General features: G+C 64.4%; 22 protein-coding genes. 11 read left to right on the forward strand and 11 right to left on the reverse strand.

What is annotated here, in order from left to right; genetic code table 11:
* Nucleotides 1–13: 13 nt before the first annotated feature.
* The 3 genes from QA640_RS21020 to rpsF form a co-directional block, all read right to left on the reverse strand.
* Complete coding sequence (locus tag QA640_RS21020; protein ID WP_283042494.1) at nucleotides 14–988, reverse strand: hypothetical protein; 975 nt, start codon at nucleotides 986–988, stop codon at nucleotides 14–16.
* A gap of 231 nt (nucleotides 989–1,219) precedes the next feature.
* A complete protein-coding gene (rpsR, locus tag QA640_RS21025) occupies nucleotides 1,220–1,459 on the reverse strand; it encodes a 30S ribosomal protein S18 (protein WP_007592020.1) in 240 nt (79 codons plus the stop codon).
* 5 nt (nucleotides 1,460–1,464) lie between these two features.
* Nucleotides 1,465–1,932 (reverse strand): 30S ribosomal protein S6, encoded by a 468-nt coding sequence (gene rpsF, locus QA640_RS21030; RefSeq protein WP_027522571.1) that lies wholly within the window; start codon nucleotides 1,930–1,932, stop codon nucleotides 1,465–1,467.
* A gap of 496 nt (nucleotides 1,933–2,428) precedes the next feature.
* On the opposite strand from rpsF, the gene QA640_RS21035 reads away from it, so the two are divergent.
* From QA640_RS21035 to gmk, 9 genes are all read left to right on the forward strand, one after another.
* On the forward strand, nucleotides 2,429–3,133 hold the full coding sequence (locus QA640_RS21035) for a TetR/AcrR family transcriptional regulator C-terminal domain-containing protein (RefSeq protein WP_283042495.1): 705 nt from the start codon (nucleotides 2,429–2,431) through the stop codon (nucleotides 3,131–3,133).
* A 3-nt stretch (nucleotides 3,134–3,136) separates the two neighbouring features.
* On the forward strand, nucleotides 3,137–4,162 hold the full coding sequence (locus tag QA640_RS21040; protein WP_283042496.1) for a fatty acid desaturase family protein: 1,026 nt from the start codon (nucleotides 3,137–3,139) through the stop codon (nucleotides 4,160–4,162).
* A gap of 151 nt (nucleotides 4,163–4,313) precedes the next feature.
* Nucleotides 4,314–5,273 (forward strand): ACP S-malonyltransferase, encoded by a 960-nt coding sequence (fabD, locus tag QA640_RS21045; protein WP_283042497.1) that lies wholly within the window; start codon nucleotides 4,314–4,316, stop codon nucleotides 5,271–5,273.
* A 45-nt stretch (nucleotides 5,274–5,318) separates the two neighbouring features.
* Entirely contained in the window at nucleotides 5,319–6,056 is a 738-nt protein-coding gene (gene fabG / locus QA640_RS21050) for a 3-oxoacyl-[acyl-carrier-protein] reductase (protein ID WP_283042498.1), read from the forward strand.
* A gap of 310 nt (nucleotides 6,057–6,366) precedes the next feature.
* Nucleotides 6,367–6,606 carry an acyl carrier protein gene (locus QA640_RS21055; protein WP_027522576.1) on the forward strand — a complete coding sequence of 80 codons (240 nt, stop codon included), beginning with the start codon at nucleotides 6,367–6,369 and terminating at the stop codon, nucleotides 6,604–6,606.
* Between the two features lie 105 nt (nucleotides 6,607–6,711).
* Nucleotides 6,712–7,977: a beta-ketoacyl-ACP synthase II gene (gene fabF, locus QA640_RS21060; protein WP_283042499.1), complete on the forward strand. Its 1,266-nt coding sequence runs from the start codon at nucleotides 6,712–6,714 to the stop codon at nucleotides 7,975–7,977.
* 123 nt (nucleotides 7,978–8,100) lie between these two features.
* Complete coding sequence (mltG, locus tag QA640_RS21065) at nucleotides 8,101–9,369, forward strand: endolytic transglycosylase MltG (protein WP_283042501.1); 1,269 nt, start codon at nucleotides 8,101–8,103, stop codon at nucleotides 9,367–9,369.
* Nucleotides 9,370–9,606: 237 nt separating this feature from the next.
* The gene (locus QA640_RS21070; RefSeq protein ID WP_283042502.1) at nucleotides 9,607–10,494 is read left to right on the forward strand and encodes a YicC/YloC family endoribonuclease; all 888 of its coding nucleotides are present in this window, start codon (nucleotides 9,607–9,609) and stop codon (nucleotides 10,492–10,494) included.
* Nucleotides 10,495–10,497: 3 nt separating this feature from the next.
* On the forward strand, nucleotides 10,498–11,157 hold the full coding sequence (gene gmk, locus QA640_RS21075; RefSeq protein WP_283042503.1) for a guanylate kinase: 660 nt from the start codon (nucleotides 10,498–10,500) through the stop codon (nucleotides 11,155–11,157).
* On the opposite strand, the gene QA640_RS21080 is transcribed toward gmk, so the two are convergent.
* The gene (locus tag QA640_RS21080) at nucleotides 11,090–12,439 is read right to left on the reverse strand and encodes a hypothetical protein (RefSeq protein ID WP_283042504.1); all 1,350 of its coding nucleotides are present in this window, start codon (nucleotides 12,437–12,439) and stop codon (nucleotides 11,090–11,092) included. The two genes, gmk and QA640_RS21080, sit on opposite strands and share 68 nt — an antisense overlap.
* 409 nt (nucleotides 12,440–12,848) lie before the next feature.
* On the opposite strand from QA640_RS21080, the gene QA640_RS21085 reads away from it, so the two are divergent.
* A complete protein-coding gene (locus QA640_RS21085; protein ID WP_283042505.1) occupies nucleotides 12,849–14,096 on the forward strand; it encodes an ATP-binding protein in 1,248 nt (415 codons plus the stop codon).
* A 176-nt stretch (nucleotides 14,097–14,272) separates the two neighbouring features.
* Here QA640_RS21085 and QA640_RS21090 read toward each other — a convergent pair whose 3' ends face one another.
* The 3 genes from QA640_RS21090 to QA640_RS21100 form a co-directional block, all read right to left on the reverse strand.
* Nucleotides 14,273–14,446, reverse strand: coding sequence for a DUF3606 domain-containing protein (locus QA640_RS21090; protein ID WP_283042506.1), 174 nt, complete (start codon nucleotides 14,444–14,446; stop codon nucleotides 14,273–14,275).
* On the reverse strand, nucleotides 14,439–14,675 hold the full coding sequence (locus tag QA640_RS21095; RefSeq protein WP_283042507.1) for a hypothetical protein: 237 nt from the start codon (nucleotides 14,673–14,675) through the stop codon (nucleotides 14,439–14,441). The genes QA640_RS21090 and QA640_RS21095 overlap by 8 nt, the downstream gene beginning before the upstream one ends.
* Nucleotides 14,676–14,767: 92 nt before the next feature.
* Nucleotides 14,768–14,953: a hypothetical protein gene (locus QA640_RS21100; protein WP_283042508.1), complete on the reverse strand. Its 186-nt coding sequence runs from the start codon at nucleotides 14,951–14,953 to the stop codon at nucleotides 14,768–14,770.
* 610 nt (nucleotides 14,954–15,563) lie between these two features.
* Between QA640_RS21100 and QA640_RS21105 the strand changes: the two genes are divergently transcribed.
* Complete coding sequence (locus QA640_RS21105; protein ID WP_283042509.1) at nucleotides 15,564–15,764, forward strand: hypothetical protein; 201 nt, start codon at nucleotides 15,564–15,566, stop codon at nucleotides 15,762–15,764.
* A 24-nt stretch (nucleotides 15,765–15,788) separates the two neighbouring features.
* Here QA640_RS21105 and QA640_RS21110 read toward each other — a convergent pair whose 3' ends face one another.
* The 4 genes from QA640_RS21110 to QA640_RS21125 form a co-directional block, all read right to left on the reverse strand.
* Nucleotides 15,789–16,847 (reverse strand): alcohol dehydrogenase, encoded by a 1,059-nt coding sequence (locus QA640_RS21110; RefSeq protein ID WP_283042510.1) that lies wholly within the window; start codon nucleotides 16,845–16,847, stop codon nucleotides 15,789–15,791.
* A gap of 125 nt (nucleotides 16,848–16,972) precedes the next feature.
* The gene (gene rsmA, locus QA640_RS21115) at nucleotides 16,973–17,827 is read right to left on the reverse strand and encodes a 16S rRNA (adenine(1518)-N(6)/adenine(1519)-N(6))-dimethyltransferase RsmA (RefSeq protein ID WP_283042511.1); all 855 of its coding nucleotides are present in this window, start codon (nucleotides 17,825–17,827) and stop codon (nucleotides 16,973–16,975) included.
* On the reverse strand, nucleotides 17,824–18,825 hold the full coding sequence (gene pdxA / locus QA640_RS21120) for a 4-hydroxythreonine-4-phosphate dehydrogenase PdxA (protein WP_283042512.1): 1,002 nt from the start codon (nucleotides 18,823–18,825) through the stop codon (nucleotides 17,824–17,826). Before pdxA ends, rsmA begins: the two co-directional genes overlap by 4 nt.
* Nucleotides 18,825–19,757: a SurA N-terminal domain-containing protein gene (locus QA640_RS21125; protein ID WP_283042513.1), complete on the reverse strand. Its 933-nt coding sequence runs from the start codon at nucleotides 19,755–19,757 to the stop codon at nucleotides 18,825–18,827. The genes pdxA and QA640_RS21125 overlap by 1 nt, the downstream gene beginning before the upstream one ends.
* Nucleotides 19,758–19,800: the final 43 nt, after the last annotated feature.

The raw sequence follows: 19,800 nt of genomic DNA on the forward strand, positions 1-19,800 counted from the left end.
GATTTGGGTGGACTTAAGGGGTTGGCAGTGGCGGTGGCCGGCTGCGCAGGAAGCGCTCGCGGAAACCGAAGATGGCATCGGCAAGCCCGAGCGCGATCATCGCGATCACGGGCCATCCGAGCACGACGACGACGGCGTAGGTCGAGCCGAGCCAGAACGCTCGGCTCCTCAGCGCAAGCGTCAGCGTATGCAGCACGGCGAAGCCGGTCAGCGCATAGGCCATCATCAGCGCCGCCGTGATGATCTGCGCGGCGATCGCGATCAGCCCGCCGGCGAAGCAGAAGGCGATGGCGATACACAGCACGGCGAGCGTCATCGACGGCAGCTCGGCGGTCATCAGCGCGGGCCAGGGACGGCGCAGCCGCCCCGACGTCGCCGTCACCTTGGCCGAGAGCCAGAGGTTGAGGGTGAGCGTCATCATCGAAACGATGGTGGCAACGGCCGGTGCGACGGTCGCGAGCGCATCGATGAACTGGTCGGTATCGCCGGAGACCTGCGGATCGGCCGCGTGGAGAATGCGCATCAAGCCGCGGCGCAGCGCGGTCGTGATGCCCTCGGCATCGCTGCCGAGCGTGAGCAGCGCCGCGATCGTGATCAGCGCGGAAAAGCCGGCGATCCACAGCAGGATCCGCCCGACCGGATACCATTCGATGTCGGGCTCGGCCGGCGGCTCAGCGCCCGCGGTGATCACGGCAGGGGTCGCATGGCGGCCGAGCAGCACGAGATGGCCGAGCCACCACGCCGGCAGCGCGACTGTGACGGCGAAGGCGAGGCAGTAGGGCAGGCCGAAAATGGCGCCGAGGCCGATCGCGGCGGCGATGCCGCCAAGGCTCGCATACAGCGGTCCCCAGCCGATCGCGGCGACCATCAGCGGCAGGGGCGAGAGGTAGAACAGAACGAGTGAGATCAGCGCGCCCGAGACGATCGAGGCGAACATCAGCGCCGACGCAGCGCCGGCGATCAGGGCAATGAGTACAAGTGCCATCATCAGCTGTCCCGCTCCCTTCGAGCGGTTAGAGGCATTTCGCCCCAACCATCGGCAACCGGACGACCCGGAAGCCTTATGAGTTCAACCACAGCATGATCCGGAAAAGTGTGAAGCGATTTTCCGGAAAGATCATGCGCAAGCAACAATCCAAAGTGCGATGACGATTCATCCCAATCTCATCGCGCGTTGGGGTCGACCGGCGGCTTCAAGCGCCGCCGGTCGAAATTCGTCTTAGCGGATCACGTAGGGCAAGAGGCCGAGGAACCGCGCGCGCTTGATGGCGCGGGCGAGCTCACGCTGCTTCTTGGCGGACACGGCCGTGATGCGGCTCGGCACGATCTTGCCGCGCTCGGAGACGTAACGCATCAGCAGCTTGGAATCCTTGTAGTCGATCTTCGGCGCGTTGGCGCCCGTGAACGGGCAGCTCTTGCGGCGACGGAAAAACGGACGGCGTGCACCAGCTTCAGCCATTGTTCTTACTCCCCATCCGTCGTTTCAGCTTCTTCGCGCGGACGGCGCGGGCCGCGGTCACCGCGGAAGCCGCCTTCGCGGTCGCCACGGAAGCCGCCTTCACGCTCGCCGCGGAATCCACCACCGCGGTCATCGCGCTCGCGATCACGGTCGGCCTTGCGCATCATCGCGGAGGGACCTTCCTCCAGCTCCTCGACGCGAACGCTGAGATAGCGGATCACGTCTTCGCTGATACGCTCCTGGCGCTCGATCTCGGCGATCGCCGCAGACGGCGCGTCGATGTTGAGCAGCACGAAGTGGGCCTTGCGATTCTTGTTCATGCGGTAGGTGAGGGAGCGCACGCCCCAGTTCTCGGTCTTGGTGACCTTGCCGCCGAGACCCTCGACGATACCGGTCATCTGTGTCGTCAGCTCTTCAACCTGCTGCGGGCTCGCGTCCTGACGCGCGAGAAAGACATGCTCGTAAAGAGGCATGGAAGTCCTTTCCTCATGTTGGCGCTTCACCCGGCGTCAAGCCCTTCGAGGCCTTCGGAAAGGACTCGGACTTAAGCTCAGAAGGCGGAAACACGGGACGACGGGCCGACTGGCCCTGCCACATCAAAATCGCCACGAGAAGATCGATGGCGTGAATTTGCTGAGACCGTCCGTTCAGCTCCCGGCCGGGGTCTGCGGATGGCGCGCTTTATACGGATTTTGGCCGGCTTGGCAAGGTTCGGCGAGCGGTTTTGAGACCTGCAGAGAACAGCGCCGGTTCCGGTAAGGGAACACCGCGCTTGTACGGAATCCCCAAAGCTTATGGAAAGTTGTAGGTTAGCAACTGCCGGGGCTGAATTTCATCTCGAAACCATTTGTACCGGCAAGGGGCCGCCCTCAGGAGCGGCCCCTTTCGATTCCAGGGCAATCGAGCCGCATGCTCCTGTTCTTGATCTATTTGTTTGTATAGCATACAAATAAAGGTCGGGAGGTGCCGATGGCCAAATCTGCCAAAGGTCCAGTGGAAGCGCCTCAGAGCGACCCAAAGCATGCTGCCCGGGCCACCCGCTCGGCGGGGCGCAAGATGCGCTCGCTGCTCCTCGATGCGGCCAGTCCCTTGTTCAAGGAGCAAGGGCTCTCTGGGACATCGATTTCCGGCATCGCGACCGCCGCGAATGCATTCCCAAGCCAGATCACCTATTACTTCCGCACCAAGGAGGCGCTGTTCGTCGAATGCGCCTGCCGCGATCTCCTGTATCTGGCGCGCGCCACCGAGCAGGCGGCCATGAAGGCGCATACCCCGCAGGCCTATACGCATGCGCTCGCGCAGACGGTGACGGCGACCGATTCGGTGGCCTTCTTCGCCGAAGCGCTGACGTTGACGCGGCGGCGACAGGATCTGGCGCCGCTGGTCGAGCGCACCATCGAGCGCCTGCACGCCGAGGGCGCGCGCGCCTATGCGGCCCAGGTCGAGCGCCACGGCTGGCGGACGTTGCGTGCGCCCGACGAGAGCTCGCGCAGGTTCTGGGCGGTGGCGATCGGCGTCATCGTGGAGGGCTACGCGATGGGCCGCTCGCCGGATCAGCTGTGCGCTGAGATGCTGCGCGTGCTGGGTGAGCAGGCGAGATCGGCAAGCGATGCGTCACGCCTGCGGCTCGTCGACCATCGTGACACATCAATATCAACGGACGGGGAGAGCTAGGCCATGACCGCGCTTCGCATGCGTGCCCGCGATTTCCTGACCGAGGACCAGCTCGTCGACGTGCGCGAGCGCGTCACATGGAAGGGCGTTGCGCTGATCGTGCACGCCTGGGCGCTGATCGCGGCTGCGATCGCACTGGTCGCGTGGTGGCCCAATCCGCTGACCTACATTCTCGCGGTTGCGATCATCGGCTCGCGCCAGCTGGGCCTGGCGATCCTCATGCATGACGGCGCGCATGGCTGCCTGTCGCCGGATGAAAAGACCAACCTGGCGCTGAGCCAATGGTTCTGCGCCTATCCGATCTTCGCGGAGACGCGGGGCTATCGCCGCTATCACTTGCAACACCACGCGCGTACCCAGCAGGAGGACGATCCCGATCTCGTGCTGTCGACGCCATTCCCGATCACCCAGCTCAGCTACCACCGCAAATTCATCCGCGATCTCACCGGGCAGACCGGCTACCAGCAGCGCAAGGCACAGCTGCTTAATGCGCTGGGTCCGAAGGAGTGGCCGTGGTCGCAGCGCGCCGCGCATTTCTGGGTGCAGCTCGGGCCGCAATGCGTCACGAATGCGCTTCTGTTTGCAGTGCTCGCGGCCGCCGGCGTGTGGTGGGCCTATCCGCTGTTATGGCTGGTGCCGCTCCTGACCTGGCAGATGGTCATCACCCGCATCCGCAACATCGCAGAGCACGCCGTCGTGCCCGACAGCAGCGATCCCCTGCGCAACACCCGCACCACGCATGCCAATTTTCTCGAGCGCCTGTTCATCGCGCCCTATTACGTGAACTATCACCTCGAGCATCATCTGCTGTTCTACGTGCCCTGCTACAACTTGCCCAAGGTGCATCGCCTGCTCTGCGAAAGCCGCCACGCCGGCCGCATGGAAGTGCAGCCGAACTATCTTGCCGTGCTGCGGCTGGCGACCGCGAAGCCTGATCACGAGGATCGTCCCGGCCAACTGGCGAGCAGCGCGCGACGCGCGAGGGCGGGCGCGAACGTCGACGCTAACCAGACAGCGGGCGGCTTCTAAGGGGGCGGGTGTTGCCCCCATCACAGCTTGACATTGCGCCCCCGGTCAGTGTCTACGGCCCCCTTTGGAGCATGATCGGGAACCTCGGGCAGCCGCCGGCGTAGAATGGCCGCCTGATCCTGAATGAGACTCAGCAAGCCAGGGAGCGCCGATGACGGCAGCATTCACATTTCCGGGGCAGGGGTCCCAGGCGGTCGGCATGGGCAAGGCCCTGGCCGACGCCTTTCCTGCGGCCCGCGCCGTGTTCGACGAGGTCGATGCCGCGCTCGGGGAAAAGCTCACCGCGACCATCTGGGATGGCCCGGCCGAGACCCTCCAGCTCACCGAAAACGCCCAGCCGGCCCTGATGGCGGTGTCGCTCGCCACCCAGCGCGTGCTGGAGGCCGAGGCTGGATTTTCCGTGGAGCGGGATGCAGCCTTCGTCGCGGGGCACTCGCTCGGCGAATATTCGGCGTTGGCTGCGGCCGGGAGCCTGACGATTTCCGATACCGCGCGGCTGCTGCGCACCCGCGGTCTCGCAATGCAAAAGGCCGTGCCGGTCGGCGCCGGCGCGATGGCCGCGCTGCTCGGCCTCGACTATGAGGCGGCGATCGAAGTCGCCAATGAGGCGGCACAGGGCCAGGTCTGCCAGGCCGCCAACGACAATGGCGGCGGTCAGGTCGTGGTCTCCGGCGACAAGGCTGCTGTCGATCGCGCCGTCGAGATCGCCAAGGGTAAAGGCGCCAAGCGCGCGATGCTGTTGCCGGTGTCCGCGCCGTTCCATTGCAAATTGATGCAGCCGGCCGCCGATGCGATGGCGGAGGCGCTCTCCAAGGTCACGATCAAGGCGCCCGCAGCGCCCCTGGTCTCCAACGTGCTGGCCAGCGCCATCACCGGTCCCGACGAGATCCGCCGCCGCCTTGTCGAGCAGGTCACCGGCACGGTGCGCTGGCGCGAGTCGGTCTCCTATATGGCTGGTCAGGGCGTCACGCGCTTCTTCGAGATCGGGGCGGGCAAGGTGCTGACGGGTCTCGTCAAGCGTATCGCCGACGGTGCCGTTGGCGTGGCCGTCGGCGGACCGAACGATATTGCCGCGGCCAAGGACGCCTTGGCTGCCGCGAAGCAGGGGTGAGGAGCTTTTCATGTTCGATCTGACTGGCAGGGTGAGGAGCTTTTCATGTTCGATCTGACTGGCAGGAAGGCGCTCGTCACCGGCGCGACCGGCGGCATCGGCGGCGCGATTGCACTGGCGCTGCATGCGCAGGGCGCCACGGTTGCGCTTTCGGGGACGCGCAAAGAAGTACTGGACGAGCTCGCCGGCAAGCTCGGCGAGCGCGTTCACGTGCTGCCGTGCAATCTCTCCAAGGCCGACGAGGTCGAGGCGCTGGTGCCCGCAGCGGAAGCCGCGATGGGACAGGTCGACATCCTCGTCGCCAATGCCGGCATCACGCGCGACAATCTCTTCGTGCAGCTCCGCGACGAGGACTGGGAAGAGGTCATCAACGTCAACCTGACCGCGACTTTCCGCCTCGCGCGCGCCGCGACGAAGCTGATGATGCGCAAGCGCTTCGGCCGCATCATCGCGATCACGTCGGTGGTCGGCGTCACCGGCAATCCCGGCCAGGGCAATTACACCGCGTCGAAAGCGGGCCTGATCGGCATGATCAAGACGCTCGGCGCCGAATACGCCAAGCGCGGCGTGACCGCGAACTGCATCGCGCCCGGCTTCATCAAGACGCCGATGACGGATGCGCTCAACGACAAGCAGCGCGAGACGATTCTGACCAAGGTTCCGGCCGCCCGGCTGGGTACGCCGGAGGATATTGCTGCAGCCGCGGTCTATCTCAGCTCCAACGAAGCAGGCTACGTCACCGGCCAGACCATCCACGTCAACGGCGGCATGGCCATGATCTGAACGTAATCCGGCTGGCCTAGGGCCGGGCGGACCGGATGCGGCAAACGGCCGTTTCCGAAGCGAATTGAGGCTTGTAGTCAAGGCAGTTGAAGTATGATAACCGGACCTTCAACGGACGGGCAAAGAACGCCATTGCAGGTTTTTGAAACCCTGTATATTGGCGATGCGGAGCCTTGGCCGTCGTTCGCCGGGCCCAGCATCGGCTAGGTTGGGGCCAAATCAAGTTCGTACGCAAAGGCAGTAAAACGACCACGACGGCTCGTATCGTCCCGGGGGGTCGGGTCTACAGGGAACAACACGAGGTTAAGCAATGAGTGACATTGGCGAACGGGTTAAGAAGATCGTGGTCGAACACCTTGGTGTTGAGCCCGAGAAGGTTATCGACAGCGCGAGCTTCATTGACGACCTCGGCGCCGACAGTCTGGACACCGTCGAGCTGGTGATGGCGTTCGAAGAAGAGTTCGGTTGCGAGATTCCGGACGATGCCGCGGAAACGATTCTCACCGTCGGCGACGCGACCAAGTTTCTCGAGAAGAACGCGAAGAGCTAAGGCTCCAAAATCCGCGGTGGAACCACGAAACCGGACGGATCGCGCCTGCGGTCCACCGGTTTCTTATTATCGGCCGCGAGTCCTTGAGAACCGGAGTTTTGGGATATGAGACGAGTAGTCGTCACGGGCCTCGGCATGGTGTCGCCACTCGGCTGCGGCGTCGAGCCGACCTGGCAGCGTATCCTGAACGGCGAGAGCGGGGCGCGCAGGATCGAGACTTTCGACGTCTCCGATCTGCAAACCAAGATCGCCTGCGTCGTGCCGCGGGGCGACGGTTCTAACGGCACTTTCAATCCCGACCAGTGGATGGAGCCGAAGGACCAGCGCAAGGTCGACGACTTCATCATCTTCGCGATGGCTGCGGCGACACAGGCGCTCAACGATGCCAACTGGCATCCCGAGAGCGAAGAGGACAAGTGCGCGACCGGCACCCTGATCGGCTCCGGCATCGGCGGCCTCAGCGGCATCGCGGAAACTGCAATCCTGTTGAAGGAGCGCGGGCCGCGCCGGGTCTCGCCCTTCTTCATTCCGGGCCGGCTGATCAATCTCACTTCCGGCTACGTCTCGATCGAGCATGGGCTGAAGGGGCCGAACCATTCCGTGGTCACGGCCTGTTCGACCGGCGCGCATGCGATCGGTGACGCCGCCCGTCTGATCGCGCTTGGCGATGCCGACGTCATGGTCGCAGGCGGCGCGGAATCGCCGATCAGCCGCATCGGCATCGCCGGCTTCAACGCCGCGCGCGCGCTGTCGACCGGATTTAACGACACGCCCGAGAAGGCCTCGCGTCCGTATGACAAGGACCGCGACGGTTTCGTGATGGGCGAGGGCGCCGGCGTCGTGATCCTCGAAGAGCTCGAGCACGCGAGGCGCCGCGGCGCGAAGATCTATGCCGAGGTGATCGGCTACGGCCTGTCGGGCGATGCCTATCACATCACCTCACCATCTCCGGATGGAGACGGCGGCTTCCGCAGCATGTCAGCCGCGTTGAAGCGCGCCGGGCTGACGCCGGCCGATCTCGACTACATCAACGCGCATGGCACCTCGACGCCGCTCGGCGACGAGATCGAGCTCGGCGCGGTGGAGCGGTTGCTCGGCAACGCGGCGTCGAAGGTTGCGATGTCCTCGACCAAATCCTCGACCGGGCATCTGCTCGGTGCAGCAGGCGCGATCGAAGCGATCTTCGCCATGCTCGCGATTCGCGATAACATCGCGCCGCCGACCATCAACCTCGAACACCCGTCGGTTGAAACTGCGATCGATCTCGTGCCTCAGTCGGCGAAGAAGCGCGAGATCAACGTAGCGTTGTCGAATTCTTTCGGTTTTGGCGGTACCAACGCATCGGTGATCGTCAGGCGTCTGGCTAATTAGCTTGCGTTTGAGACGAATTCACCGTTTTGCCTTATTCGGCGATAAGTCATAGTTGCGGGCGTGTGCTATTAGCCGGGCAGACGATTGTCAGGCTGCGTGTGAACCGGCAGGATTCAGGTTTCGATGAGTGAAAGGCCGCCCATTTCGCCCCGAAGTCCGCGCGCCGCGCTGGAGCCTGAACAGGTGCCGCCGCCGCCAAAGCGGTCGGATCGCGCGCGCAATCCCTTCGTGGTGGTCGGCAACGCCATTATCACCATCCTCCTGATCGCGATGCTCGGAGCCGGAGCGGTGTATTATTACGGCCGGCAGGTGCTCGAGGCGGCAGGGCCGCTTCAGGAAGACAAGATCGTCAACATCCCCTCGCGCGCGGGCAAGCGCGACATTGCCGACGTCCTGAACAAGGAAGGCGTCACCGACGTCAATCCCTGGATATTCATCGCCAGCGTGTTCGCGCTGAAGGCGAGCTCGGACCTGAAGCCCGGCGAATATTCGTTTCAGAAGAGCGCTTCCTTGCGCGACGTCATTGCCACCATCGTCGAAGGCAAGGTGGTGCAGCATGCGGTGACGATCCCCGAAGGCCTGACCTCCGAGCAGATCGTGGCGCGGCTGTTGGACAATGACATCTTTACCGGTAGCGTGCGCGAAGTGCCGCGTGAGGGCACGCTGCTGCCGGAGACCTATAAGTTCCCGCGCGGCACCACGCGCGAGCAGGTGGTCCAGCGCATGCAGCAGGCGCACAAGCGTGTGCTCGCGGAAATCTGGGAACGGCGCAGCCAGGACATTCCGATCAAGACGCCGGAGCAACTGGTGACGCTCGCCTCGATCGTGGAGAAGGAGACGGGCAAGCCCGACGAACGCAGCCGTGTCGCCGCCGTGTTCGTCAATCGCTTGAAGCAGAAGATCAAGCTGCAGTCCGATCCGACGATCATCTACGGTCTCGTCGGCGGCAAGGGCACGCTGGGTCGCCCGATCAAGCGCAGCGAGATCACCCAGCCCTCGCCCTACAACACCTACGTCATCGACGGCCTGCCGCCGGGGCCGATCTCCAATCCCGGCCGCGCCTCGCTGGAGGCTGCCGCCAATCCGGCCCGCACCCGCGACCTCTATTTCGTCGCCGACGGCAGCGGCGGCCACGCCTTCACCGAGACCTACGACGCGCACCAGAAGAACGTCGCAAAACTGCGCGCGATGGAGAAGCAGATCCAGAACGACACGGTGGAGCCGGCCGATGACGCCCAGGCGCCGGCCGCAGCCGCGCCGGCCGACACGGCTCCGACTGCGACCACCAGGCCGCCGGCCCAGCAGAAGAAGCCGCCCGCGACGCGCCCGGGCAATCCTGCCCCGGCTCGCCAGGGGGCGGTGCAACCCTCGCCGCAGGTCATCCAGCGCTAGGCATGATCCTGATCCGCAGGGCCGCGTTAGCGCAAGGTGCGCAGCGGTTTTCCGAAAAGATCATGCTCAACCAATAGCCTAAAGCGCGATGCCGATTTGTTCCCAATCTCATCGCGCTTTGGCGCCGCAACCCCGACCTGCGGTGGTTACGGATTCCACTTTGCGGCAAAATAGTCTTAAGATTCGCGTGCCTTGATGGCCTTTGCGAATCTTCATCTGTCCGGAGAAATTGACCCGATGGCGCTGTCGTCCATGACCGGCTTTGCAAGAAGCCACGGTGCAAGCGGGCCGTACACCTTCGAATGGGAATTGAAGTCGGTCAACGCAAAGGGCTTTGACCTGCGCGTGCGGCTGCCGCAGGGCTTTGACGAGCTCGAGGCCCACGCCAAGAAGCGCGCCGGCGAGGTTTTGTCGCGTGGTACGGTCTACGCCAATCTTAACGTCAAGCGCACCAACGCTGCGGCGACCGTGCGGATCAACGAGGACGTGCTCTCAGCCGTGCTGAAGGCCGCCTCGCAGATCGCCGGCAAGGTCGACGCGGTGGCGCCAAGCATCGACGGGCTGCTCGGCATCAAGGGCGTCATCGAGGTCGCCGAGCCCGAAGGCAACGAGGAAGAGGACAAGGCGGCGCGCACCGCGGCGGCCGATGCCTTCGACAAGGCGCTTGCCGAGCTCGTCGACATGCGCAAGCGCGAGGGCAGCTCGCTTGGCCAGATCCTGATCCAGCGTGTGGATGAGATCGAAGCGCTGGCAAAGAAGGCGGAAGCCGCACCCGGGCGCAAGCCGGAGGCGATCAAGGCGAAGCTCGCCGAGCAGATCGCGACGCTGCTCGACACTTCCGAGCGCTTCGATTCCGATCGCCTGATGCAGGAAGCGATTTTGATCGCGACCAAGGCCGACATCCGCGAGGAGCTCGACCGCATCGCCTCCCATGTCGCGCAGGCGCGCGAGTTGATCGGCAAGGGCGGCCCGATCGGGCGTAAGCTCGATTTCCTGGCGCAGGAGTTTCACCGCGAGGTCAACACCTGCTGCTCGAAGTCGAACGACATCGAGCTGACCAATACGGGGCTCGCCATGAAGAACGTGGTCGAGCAGTTCCGCGAGCAGGTCCAGAATCTGGAGTGATCGATGACGACGGGCGGTCACGGATTTGACGGTGTCGAGCGGCGCGGACTGATGTTCGTTCTGTCCTCCCCCTCCGGCGCGGGCAAGACGACGCTGTCGCGCCTTCTGATCGAGCGGATGCCCGGACTGAAGATGTCGGTCTCCGCGACCACGCGCGCGAAGCGGCCCGGCGAGGTCGACGGGCGCGACTATCTGTTCGTCGACAAGCCGCGCTTCGAGGCCATGGTGAAGGGCGACGAACTGCTTGAATGGGCGACCGTGTTCGACAACAGCTATGGCACGCCGCGCGCTCCGGTCGAGGCAGCGTTGTCGTCAGGCCAGGACGTGCTGTTTGATATCGATTGGCAGGGTACGCAGCAATTGAAACACAAGGCCCGCGCCGACGTCGTCAGCGTCTTCATCCTGCCACCCTCAGCGGCCGATCTCGAGAAGCGGCTGCACTCGCGCGCGCAGGATTCCGACGAGGTGATCCGCAAGCGGATGAGCCGCGCCAGCCACGAGATGAGCCACTGGGCCGAGTACGACTACATCATCATCAACCACGACGTCGATGAGGCCTTCTCCGAGGTCCAGTCGATCCTGAAGGCCGAGCGACTCAAGCGCGAGCGGCGGATTGGCGTCGTTGGCTTTGTACGAGGTCTGCAAGATCAGCTTCAGGGCTAGACGGCGCCAGCCGCGGGCCTTCCTTCGCCAGCCGTTCCAGCATCGCGGTGATCGCATCGATATCGACCGCGTCGGCATCGCCGTTGTGGCCGTCATCCGCAGCTGCGTCGACGGCCGCGACATGCGGCTCGGCGGTTTCCTTGGGCGATGCGGTGTGCAGCTCTTCGCGGTCCAGATCCTCGGTGTCCAGATCCTCGGCGTCGAGGTCCTCAGCGTCGAAGTCCTGAACGTCCAGGTCCTGAACGTCCAGGTCCTGAACGTCCAGGTCCTGAACGTCCAGGTCCTGAGGGCCGCTCATTGCATCCTCGATACGCTGATCCACGCGCGAGGCAGACGCGCCATTGGCGTTGGCCGCCGCGGCCAGTGCGGCACCGAAATCGACCGGACGCGTGCGCTGCGCGCGCGGGGCGGTAGTCGCGGCCGCATTCACCCACGGCGCGCGGCTCTTGTCCTCGGATGTGGGCTCCCAATTGTCCCAGTTGATGCGGCGTCGCCCGCCTTCAGCCTGGACGCGCGCGCGTGAGCCGGCGAAGCGATAGATAATGCTGCCGGTGATGCCGGCGAGCGCCAGCGCACCGCTGACGACGAGCAGCAGAGTCTGGAGCGAACCGGTCGGCTTTTCGGCCGGGGCATCGGCCGAGGCGAGCGTCATCGTGCCGGCGGACGGCGAAGCCTGAGGCTTCGGCGCGGGCCGCGCATCGGCCAGCTTTGGCGCAGGCGCGGTTTGCGGCGCGGGGGCAGGCGAGACGTTCGGGTCGGGCCAGCGCGCATCGACGGTCGGCTGCGCAGCGTCGGCATCGCTCACGGTGACCGGACGCTGAAGTGTTGCGGGCGGGGCGACCGGCGCGCTCGGCGCCGGGATTGATGCGGTTGTATCGGGCGCCGGGGCAGGGTTTTGTGTCGTGAGTTCGGCGTGCGCATCCTGCACCGACACCGAGCGCGGCGCGGGTGCGTCACTTTTCTGCGCAGGCACGGGCGATTGCGTGCCCTGCGCGACCTTGGCTCCTTCCTCGCGCAGATACCAGCACTTCCGCTTGGTGCCACGCTCGATGCGATAGTACCAATGCTGGCCCTCCGGTGCGGTCGCCTTGGGCGAGGCCAAGCAATCGTCGGCTGCGCTTTGCGCACTCTGTCCGCTTGGTGAGTTCTGCGCGCTCTCTCCGCTTGGTGCGTTCTGCGCGCTCTCTCCGCTCGGCGCGTTCTGCGACACGGCCGCCAACGGCGCGCCGGCAAGTACGCTCGCAAATAGAGCGGATATGAACTTCGCGGTTCGGTTGCCCATCCTGGTCTCCCGGCTACGCCTTACGCAACACGTCACTGTCCCCCTTCTCGTCAAAGAGTTGGGTGGCAATGAGCCGCAAATCCGGAGAGGATGAGGCTTAAATCGGGCCTGCACAGCGTGCGTTCCGCCGCGAAAATGAACAATTTTCGGCTCGGCCTTTGACTCGGCCTGTCACGGAAATCTCTGACTGTCGGATCGAGACTTGGCATCCCTCTTGGCATCCCTGGAGCGTCGCCTTGCCCGACGGACAATGGTTGTCCTGGCCCAATTTTCGCGGAATTTGGACAATATAGCCGATTTGCGGAGGCCGGATGGCTGCTGTGTGTCGTCCTGAGACGATAGCGGCACGGCAAAGGCCCGCCACCAAGAAGGATGCGACCCGAACTCACGAAAACAAGTCGAGGCGGACATGGTACAGGCGCAAAAGTCGACGCTCGCATCCGAGGTGTTGCTGTTTCCGGAGCAACCCGCCCTGAAATCGATCTACGACACCGCACCGATCGGGCTTGCCTGCCTCTCTCCGGATTGTCGCTATCTCCAAATCAACCAGCGGCTCACCGAGATCTGCGGAATTTCCGTCGAGAACCACCTTGGCCGCTTCGTGCGGGATTGCGTTCCGGCCTTGGCCGATTCCGTCGCAGAGATCGTGCGTTCGATCATGGAAACCGGAGAGCCGGTGGTCGGAATCGAGGTTTCCGGCCAGCGAGCCGACCGGGTCGAGGAGCGCTACTGGGTGACCTATTGGCATCCGTTGCGCGCGCCCAGCGGCGAGATCGTTGCAGTCAACGTCGCTGCCGAGGAGATCACTGAACGCAAGCGCGCCGAGCAGGAGCTGCGAGAAGCAAGAGACGCTGCCGAAACCGCGCTGCATCGCTTGCGGGAAACCCAGGAGTCGCTGGTGGAAGCTGAAAAGCTCGCGGCACTCGGCCGGATGGTTGCCGGCGTTGCACATGAGGTCAACGGTCCCGTGGGGAACAGCCTGATGATCGCCTCCACGCTTCTGCGCAAGTCCGAGGCATTCTCGTCGGAAGTTTCCAGTGGCAAGGTTCGTCGTTCAAGCCTCAGCGAATTTCTCAACCTGACGGGCGATGCGTCCGCTCAACTCGTCGCCAATCTGTCGCGCGCGGCAGAGCGGATCCAGTCCTTCAAGCAGGCAGCTCTCGATCAGGGCCAGTCTTCCCCGAGCCGCTTCAATGCTGGCGAGTTGTCAGAACAATTGCTGTCGAATCTCGACCGCGAATTGCGGCGCCAGGGCATCTTACTCGATCTCCGGCTCGAGCCGGACCTTGAAATGGATAGTTACCCCGGCCTCTTCGGACAGGTCCTGAATCATCTCGTCATGAATGCCATGACCCACGCCTATCCGGGCAACGATGGAGGGCGGGTTCGCGTTGATCTGAGATCGGCCGGCCACGATCACGTCGAACTCGTCGTGTCCGACGACGGATGCGGAATGGCGCCGGAGGTCAAGCTGCAGGCCTTCGATCCATTCTTCACGACGCGGCGCCACCACGGAGCGTCGGGTCTTGGATTGCTCGTCGTCTACAGCATCGTGACCGAACGCTTGGGCGGACGCATCAGGCTGGAAAGCGAGTCTGGTGGGGGTACGTCGGTTTGGCTGACCATTCCGAGATGCGCTCCCAGGCCTGTCGGTTGATCCGCCCCGGGACGACGCAAAGTAGCCGGATCACGATTTCGAAGCTCGGCGCGTGCGCAGTTGGCTTTGTGGGGGATGTCGTTTGCGGGATCATGACCATGGCCCTGACCGAGCATCATTCCGGTTTGACGACGCGAACGCGTCGCGCGTCCCCAAAACCGGGTCTCACCCTCGTGCTATCTTGCGAGCTCCTTGCGGACGGCGGCGGCCGAATTACCGACCTTGTCCACCGCCTTCTGAAGCTCGTCCCGGGTCACGCCAAGCGCGTGGGTCCAGCACTTCACCTCGTAGGCTTCATGCATGTTGATCTTGCTGCGATCCGGCTGGTCGCGCTTGGTGAGGTTATCCACGGCGTGCCTCCTTTTCCGGTGCAACGCGGTTGCGCGCGGCGTGTTCCCGGTAGGCGGCAATCGCCTTGTTGGCGAGCATGAGCTGCCGGCGCTCGCCGGCGCGTAGCTGCGCCTGGATCGCATCCAGGATGATGTTCGCGGACGCGTCGGGCTGCCCTAGCTCTCCGGTCTTCTCCAGGAAATTCCAGGCGATGTAGAATGAGTTTTCGACCACGCAACGTATGGACATGAGGCGAGAACGCGGTCCGGGTAACACCGTTCCGCCGCTCACCGCTGGTTCCTTGCGGAGCGATGCGAATGGGCAGAGGCGGTGACGGCAGCTTACGGCCGTTCGTTCGCGAGCTTCCTGGCAAGCGCGCGTTCGACCTCCGAGGCCAGGACATCGAGGTGCTCCGCGAGGCGCCTGAACAGCTCACGCTTTTCCGGATCGGTGGCAAGATCGCGGATGAGCGCACATTCGGCGGCCTCGGTGCGAAGCTTCTCGGCATGGGCGCGCATGTCCTTCATTGGCCCTCACGCCTTGCTGACATTCGTTCGAGACGCTCGGCGAGCTTGCTTCGCGCAATCCGTCGTTCTGCATCGTGTCGGTGCTCGCCCGGCGGCAGGCGCGCGAGCACGATCCGAGTATCTTCGACGTCGCGGCGAATCCTGCGCGCTACGCGCCGGAGAATGTTCTTCGAGCTGATCTTCATGGGGCTCCCCGTGCGGGATGCAAACCCCTGCCGTTGACGAATATAGCGCGATGACCGTCTGCTTCCGAGAAGATTGTTTGGCACTAGCGTCGGCTGATTGCTGCCGTGCTTCGTGGTAAGAGGCGAGGTCGCTGCAGTTGGCTCAAAGTGAGTAAGCAGGTCAAACTGCTGCAAATCATCCGGTACAGCTAAAGCATGATCCGGACCCGGAGCCGGGCCGTGTTGGCGCAAAGGGCGCAGCGGTTTGCCCTCGCGACAAGCGCGGAACGCGTTTGCGCGGAGATCATGCTCAACCTAATGCGCGATGACGATTCATCTCAATCGCATTGCGTTTCAGGATGAAGATCGGATTTCCGATTCCATTTCGAACGACTTTCATCCGCGCGGGTTGGATCAATCAAGCCGGGGCACGAAGAGACCCTGTCATGTTGAACCGTCGTCGTTTCAAACGCGCCCAATCTCTCGCCGAGCGCCTCCTCCATGAGGCTCGGAGCGCAAGGGAGCGCGCGAGCAGCCTGCCGCCGGGACGAGAGCGCGATGATCTCCTCAGGCAGGCGCGCAACGCGGACATCGCCGCGCATATCGACGAGTGGCTGAAATCGCCGGGCTTGCAACCGCCGGACTGACAGAGCAGGACGAGCGCTGCGAAATCAGTTCTTCAGCACGATCCGGCCGACGACCTTGCCGGCGCGCAGAGAGTCGATCCACTTCTGGACATCGGCCATCGGCTCCTCCCGCATCGGCGTCGGCTTGATCTTGCCGGCGCGCGCGAGGGCCATCAACTCGTGGGCCTCAGCGAGCGTGCCGACCATGAATCCCTCGATGGTCATGCGCTTGTAGACCCACTGCACCATCGGCAGCGTAAACTGGCCGCCCATCAGGCCGGAGACCACGACCTTGCCGCCGCGCGCGAGCACGGACACGGCGAATGCCATCGACTTCTCGTTGCCGGCAAAATCGACGACCTCGTCGAAACCGCCGTCGGTCTCTTTCAGGATGCGCCTGATAACCTCCGGCTCGGCCGGATCGTAGGCGGTCGCCGCGCCATTCTTCAGCGCGGTGTCGCGCGCTGCAGGGCTCAGATCGGCGACCGCAATCGGCTGCTTGAACATGGCCTGCGCGAACGACAGACCCATCATGCCAACGCCGCCGAGACCAATCAGCAGCAGGTTGCGCTGGCGCGGACGGTCGACGAGACGCTTCAGCGCACCGTAGGCGGTGACGCCCGAGCACATCAATGTCGCGGCCTGGTTGACCGGCAGGGGGTCGTAATCGAGCAGGTATTTTGCATCCGGCACCAGCACGTGGCTGGCAAAACCGCCGTCGATCGAGACGCCAAGGAAGCGTTGCTTGACGCAGAGATTCTCATCGCCGTTGGCGCAGTCGCGGCATTGGCCGCAGCCGATCCAGGGAAAGACCGCCTTCTTGGCGTCGATGAGGTCAGCCGGAACATCGCCGCCGACTTCTTCCACCACGCCCGCGATCTCGTGGCCGAGCGTGAAGGGCAGCGTCATACCGCGCGTGGTGTCGAGCTTCTTACCGCCGCCGAGATCGGCATAGCCGTCTTGTATGTGCAGGTCGGAATGGCACAGGCCGCAGCGCTCGACGCGCACCAGCACCTCGCCTCCTTGCGGCTTGGGCGTGTCGATGATGGTCTCGCACAGAGGCGCATCGAACTTGACCAGGGACTGCCGACGCATCAACGCCATTTTCCTTCCTCCGAAATTTCTGCCAATGCGCGATCATCGCGCTTTAGCTTATCGTTTGGCATGTTCTCTTCGGAAAACGCTGCGCACGTTGCGCTAAACGCGGCCCTCCGGGCCCGGATCATGCTTCAGGCTTGGCTGCGTATATCGGCCAATTCACGCGCCATGGCAACAAAGCCCGCGACCGGAATGGTCTCGGCGCGCCGCGTCGCATCGACGCCGGCGGCCGCAGCCAGTCGCGCCGGATCGGCCTGAAGCGATTTCAGGCTCTGGCGAAGCATCTTGCGGCGCTGGCCGAAGGCGGCGGCCGCGACCTGTTCGAGCAGCCGGCGGTCGCAGGGCAGAGGCGTCGCGCGCGGCAGGAGACGCACGACGGAGGAGGTGACCTTTGGCGGCGGCACGAAGGCCGATGGCGAGATGTCGAACAGGATCTTGGGATAAGTGCGCCAGTTGGCGAGCACACCGAGCCGGCCATAGGCCTCCTCGTTCTCGCGCGCCACGATCCGCTCGGCGACCTCGCGCTGGAACATCAGCACCATCATCTCGTACCACGGCGGCCATGGCTCGCTGGTGAGCCATCCGATCAGCAGCTGGGTCGCGATGTTGTAGGGCAGGTTGGCGACGATCTTCGCCTGGCGTCCTGCGAGCAGGGGCCTCGGATCGAAGGTCATGGCATCGCCATGCACGATCTCGAGCCGCCCCGGATAGCGCGCGGAAACATCCTGCAGGGCCGGGATCGCGCGCTCGTCATGCTCGATCGCGATGACGCGGGCAGCACCAAGCGCGAGCAGGGCGCGCGTCAATCCGCCCGGGCCCGGACCGATCTCGACGATCGTCGAATCCTCGAGCGGCGCGGCGGCCCGCGCGATGCGCGCCGTCAGGTTGAGGTCGAGGAGGAAGTTCTGGCCCAGCGACTTGCGGGCCGATAGCGAATGCTGGCGAATGACCTCGCGAAGCGGCGGGAGGTCGTCGATCGCGCTCATGCCGGTTGCGCGGCCATGCGGCTTGCGAGCTGCAGCGCGGCGATCAGGCTTGCGGGATTGGCCTTGCCCGTGCCTGCGATATCGAACGCCGTGCCGTGATCCGGCGATGTCCTGATGAAGGGCAGGCCGAGCGTGACGTTGACCGCGTCGTCGAAGGCCAGCGTCTTGATCGGGATCAGCGCCTGATCGTGATACATGCAGACCGCGCAGTCATAGGTTTTTCGCACGGCGTCGTGGAACATGGTGTCGGCCGGCAGGGGACCTCTGGCCTCGATGCCGTCGTTGCGCAAGATCTTGATCGCCGGCGTGACGATGGTCTGCTCCTCGTCGCCGAGCGAGCCGTCCTCGCCGGCATGTGGGTTGAGGCCGGAGATCGCGATGCGCGGCCGGCCGATGCCGAAACGCGATTTCAGCTCGGCTGCGACAATGCGCACCGTCGAGACGATCAGCTCGCGCGAGAGCTGCGCCAGCGCGTCACGCAGCGAAAGATGAATGGTCACCGGCACCACCGCAAGGCGTGGCGACCACAGCATCATCACCGGTTGCGGCGCGCGTCCATCCTGTTCGGCGAGCTCGGCGAGAAATTCGGTGTGGCCGGGATGGCGGAAGCCCGCGCGGTAGAGCACGCTCTTGGCGATCGGGTTGGTGACGACGGCGCCGGCGCGGCCTTCGCGGACGTCGGCGACGGCCTGGCGAATGGAGGCGAGCGCTGCGGCCGCGCTGGTCTCGTCGGGCCGGCCCGGATCGGCCGTTGCGATCTCTCCGGTCGCAACCACCGGCAGCGCGTCGGGGAAGGCGGCGACCGCCTCCTCTGCGCGTACGCGCGCGACCTTGATATCGGCGCCGAGTGCCTTGGCGCGGCGCGCGATCAGCGCGTCATCGCCGAGCAGATAGAAGGCGGGCAACGCCAACTCGTTGCGGCGCAGCCAGGCCGCGATCGTGATGTCGGGGCCGATGCCGGCAGGCTCGCCCAGGGTCAGCGCGAGAGGCCTTGCCATCAACGGTATTCGATCATCGCCGCTTTGCGGATTTCTGCCAGATACCGCTTCGAAGTCTTCTCGTACTTCTCACCGTACATCTTCTCGCGGACCTCGCGCCGCTTCGGCGTGTCGATCATGGTCGGATTGCGCGCGCACAGCACGACCATTTCGATCCCCTGCTTGGTCATCTCCGGCGGGGTGAGATGGCCAACCGGCGTGTCGTCGAGCACCTTGCGAAGCGCCTCGGGCAGATCCGCGGTGGTCTTGGTGACGCTATCGCGGATTGCCGCGTTGGGCGTCGAGCGGAACAGCGAATTGGCTTCGTCGCAGCTCGCGATGCGGCTGCGATACAATTCGGCCTCCTTCTTCCGCGTCTCGATCGCAGCCTCCGACGAGCCGTGCGGCACGATCAGGACGATCGGCTGCATCTTGTATTCAAACCCCTCAACCTGCAGCTTTTCGCCGCTCTGGGATTGCACGGCGGCGGCGACATCGCGCTCACCGACCTGCAGCTGTTCCTTGAAGCGGCCGCGCACGAGGCTGGTCCACACCATTTCGGCGCGCATGCGGCTCTTCAGCGTGTCCGGCCGTATGCCCTTGACCTCGAGAGATTTGGAGAGCTGGTCCGGCGTGATGCGCATGCGCTGCGCCATGCCGGCGTAGGACTGGTCGACATCGGAGCTGGTTGGCTCGACACCGTATTTCTTGCCTTCCTTGATCTTCACCTTCTCGTCGATCAGCTCGTTGATGACGTCTTTCCGGGACTGGCTCTTCTGACCCGACAGCATGTCCAGCTTCGTGCGCTGCTCGATGTCGAAATCGGTGATCGGCTCGCCATTGACCATGACGACGACGGTCTGCGCCTGCGACGGGACAGAGCCGCCGGTCAGGAGCAGCGCCGTGCCGAGCGCGATGAGGAGAAGGCGATGGACTCGCAATGTGGTCGTCATGGATGTCGTCGCTCGCATACTTGCGATCCGAACAAGCCCCGCA

The sequence above is a fragment of the Bradyrhizobium sp. CB82 genome, assembly GCF_029714405.1.
Lineage (GTDB): Bacteria > Pseudomonadota > Alphaproteobacteria > Rhizobiales > Xanthobacteraceae > Bradyrhizobium.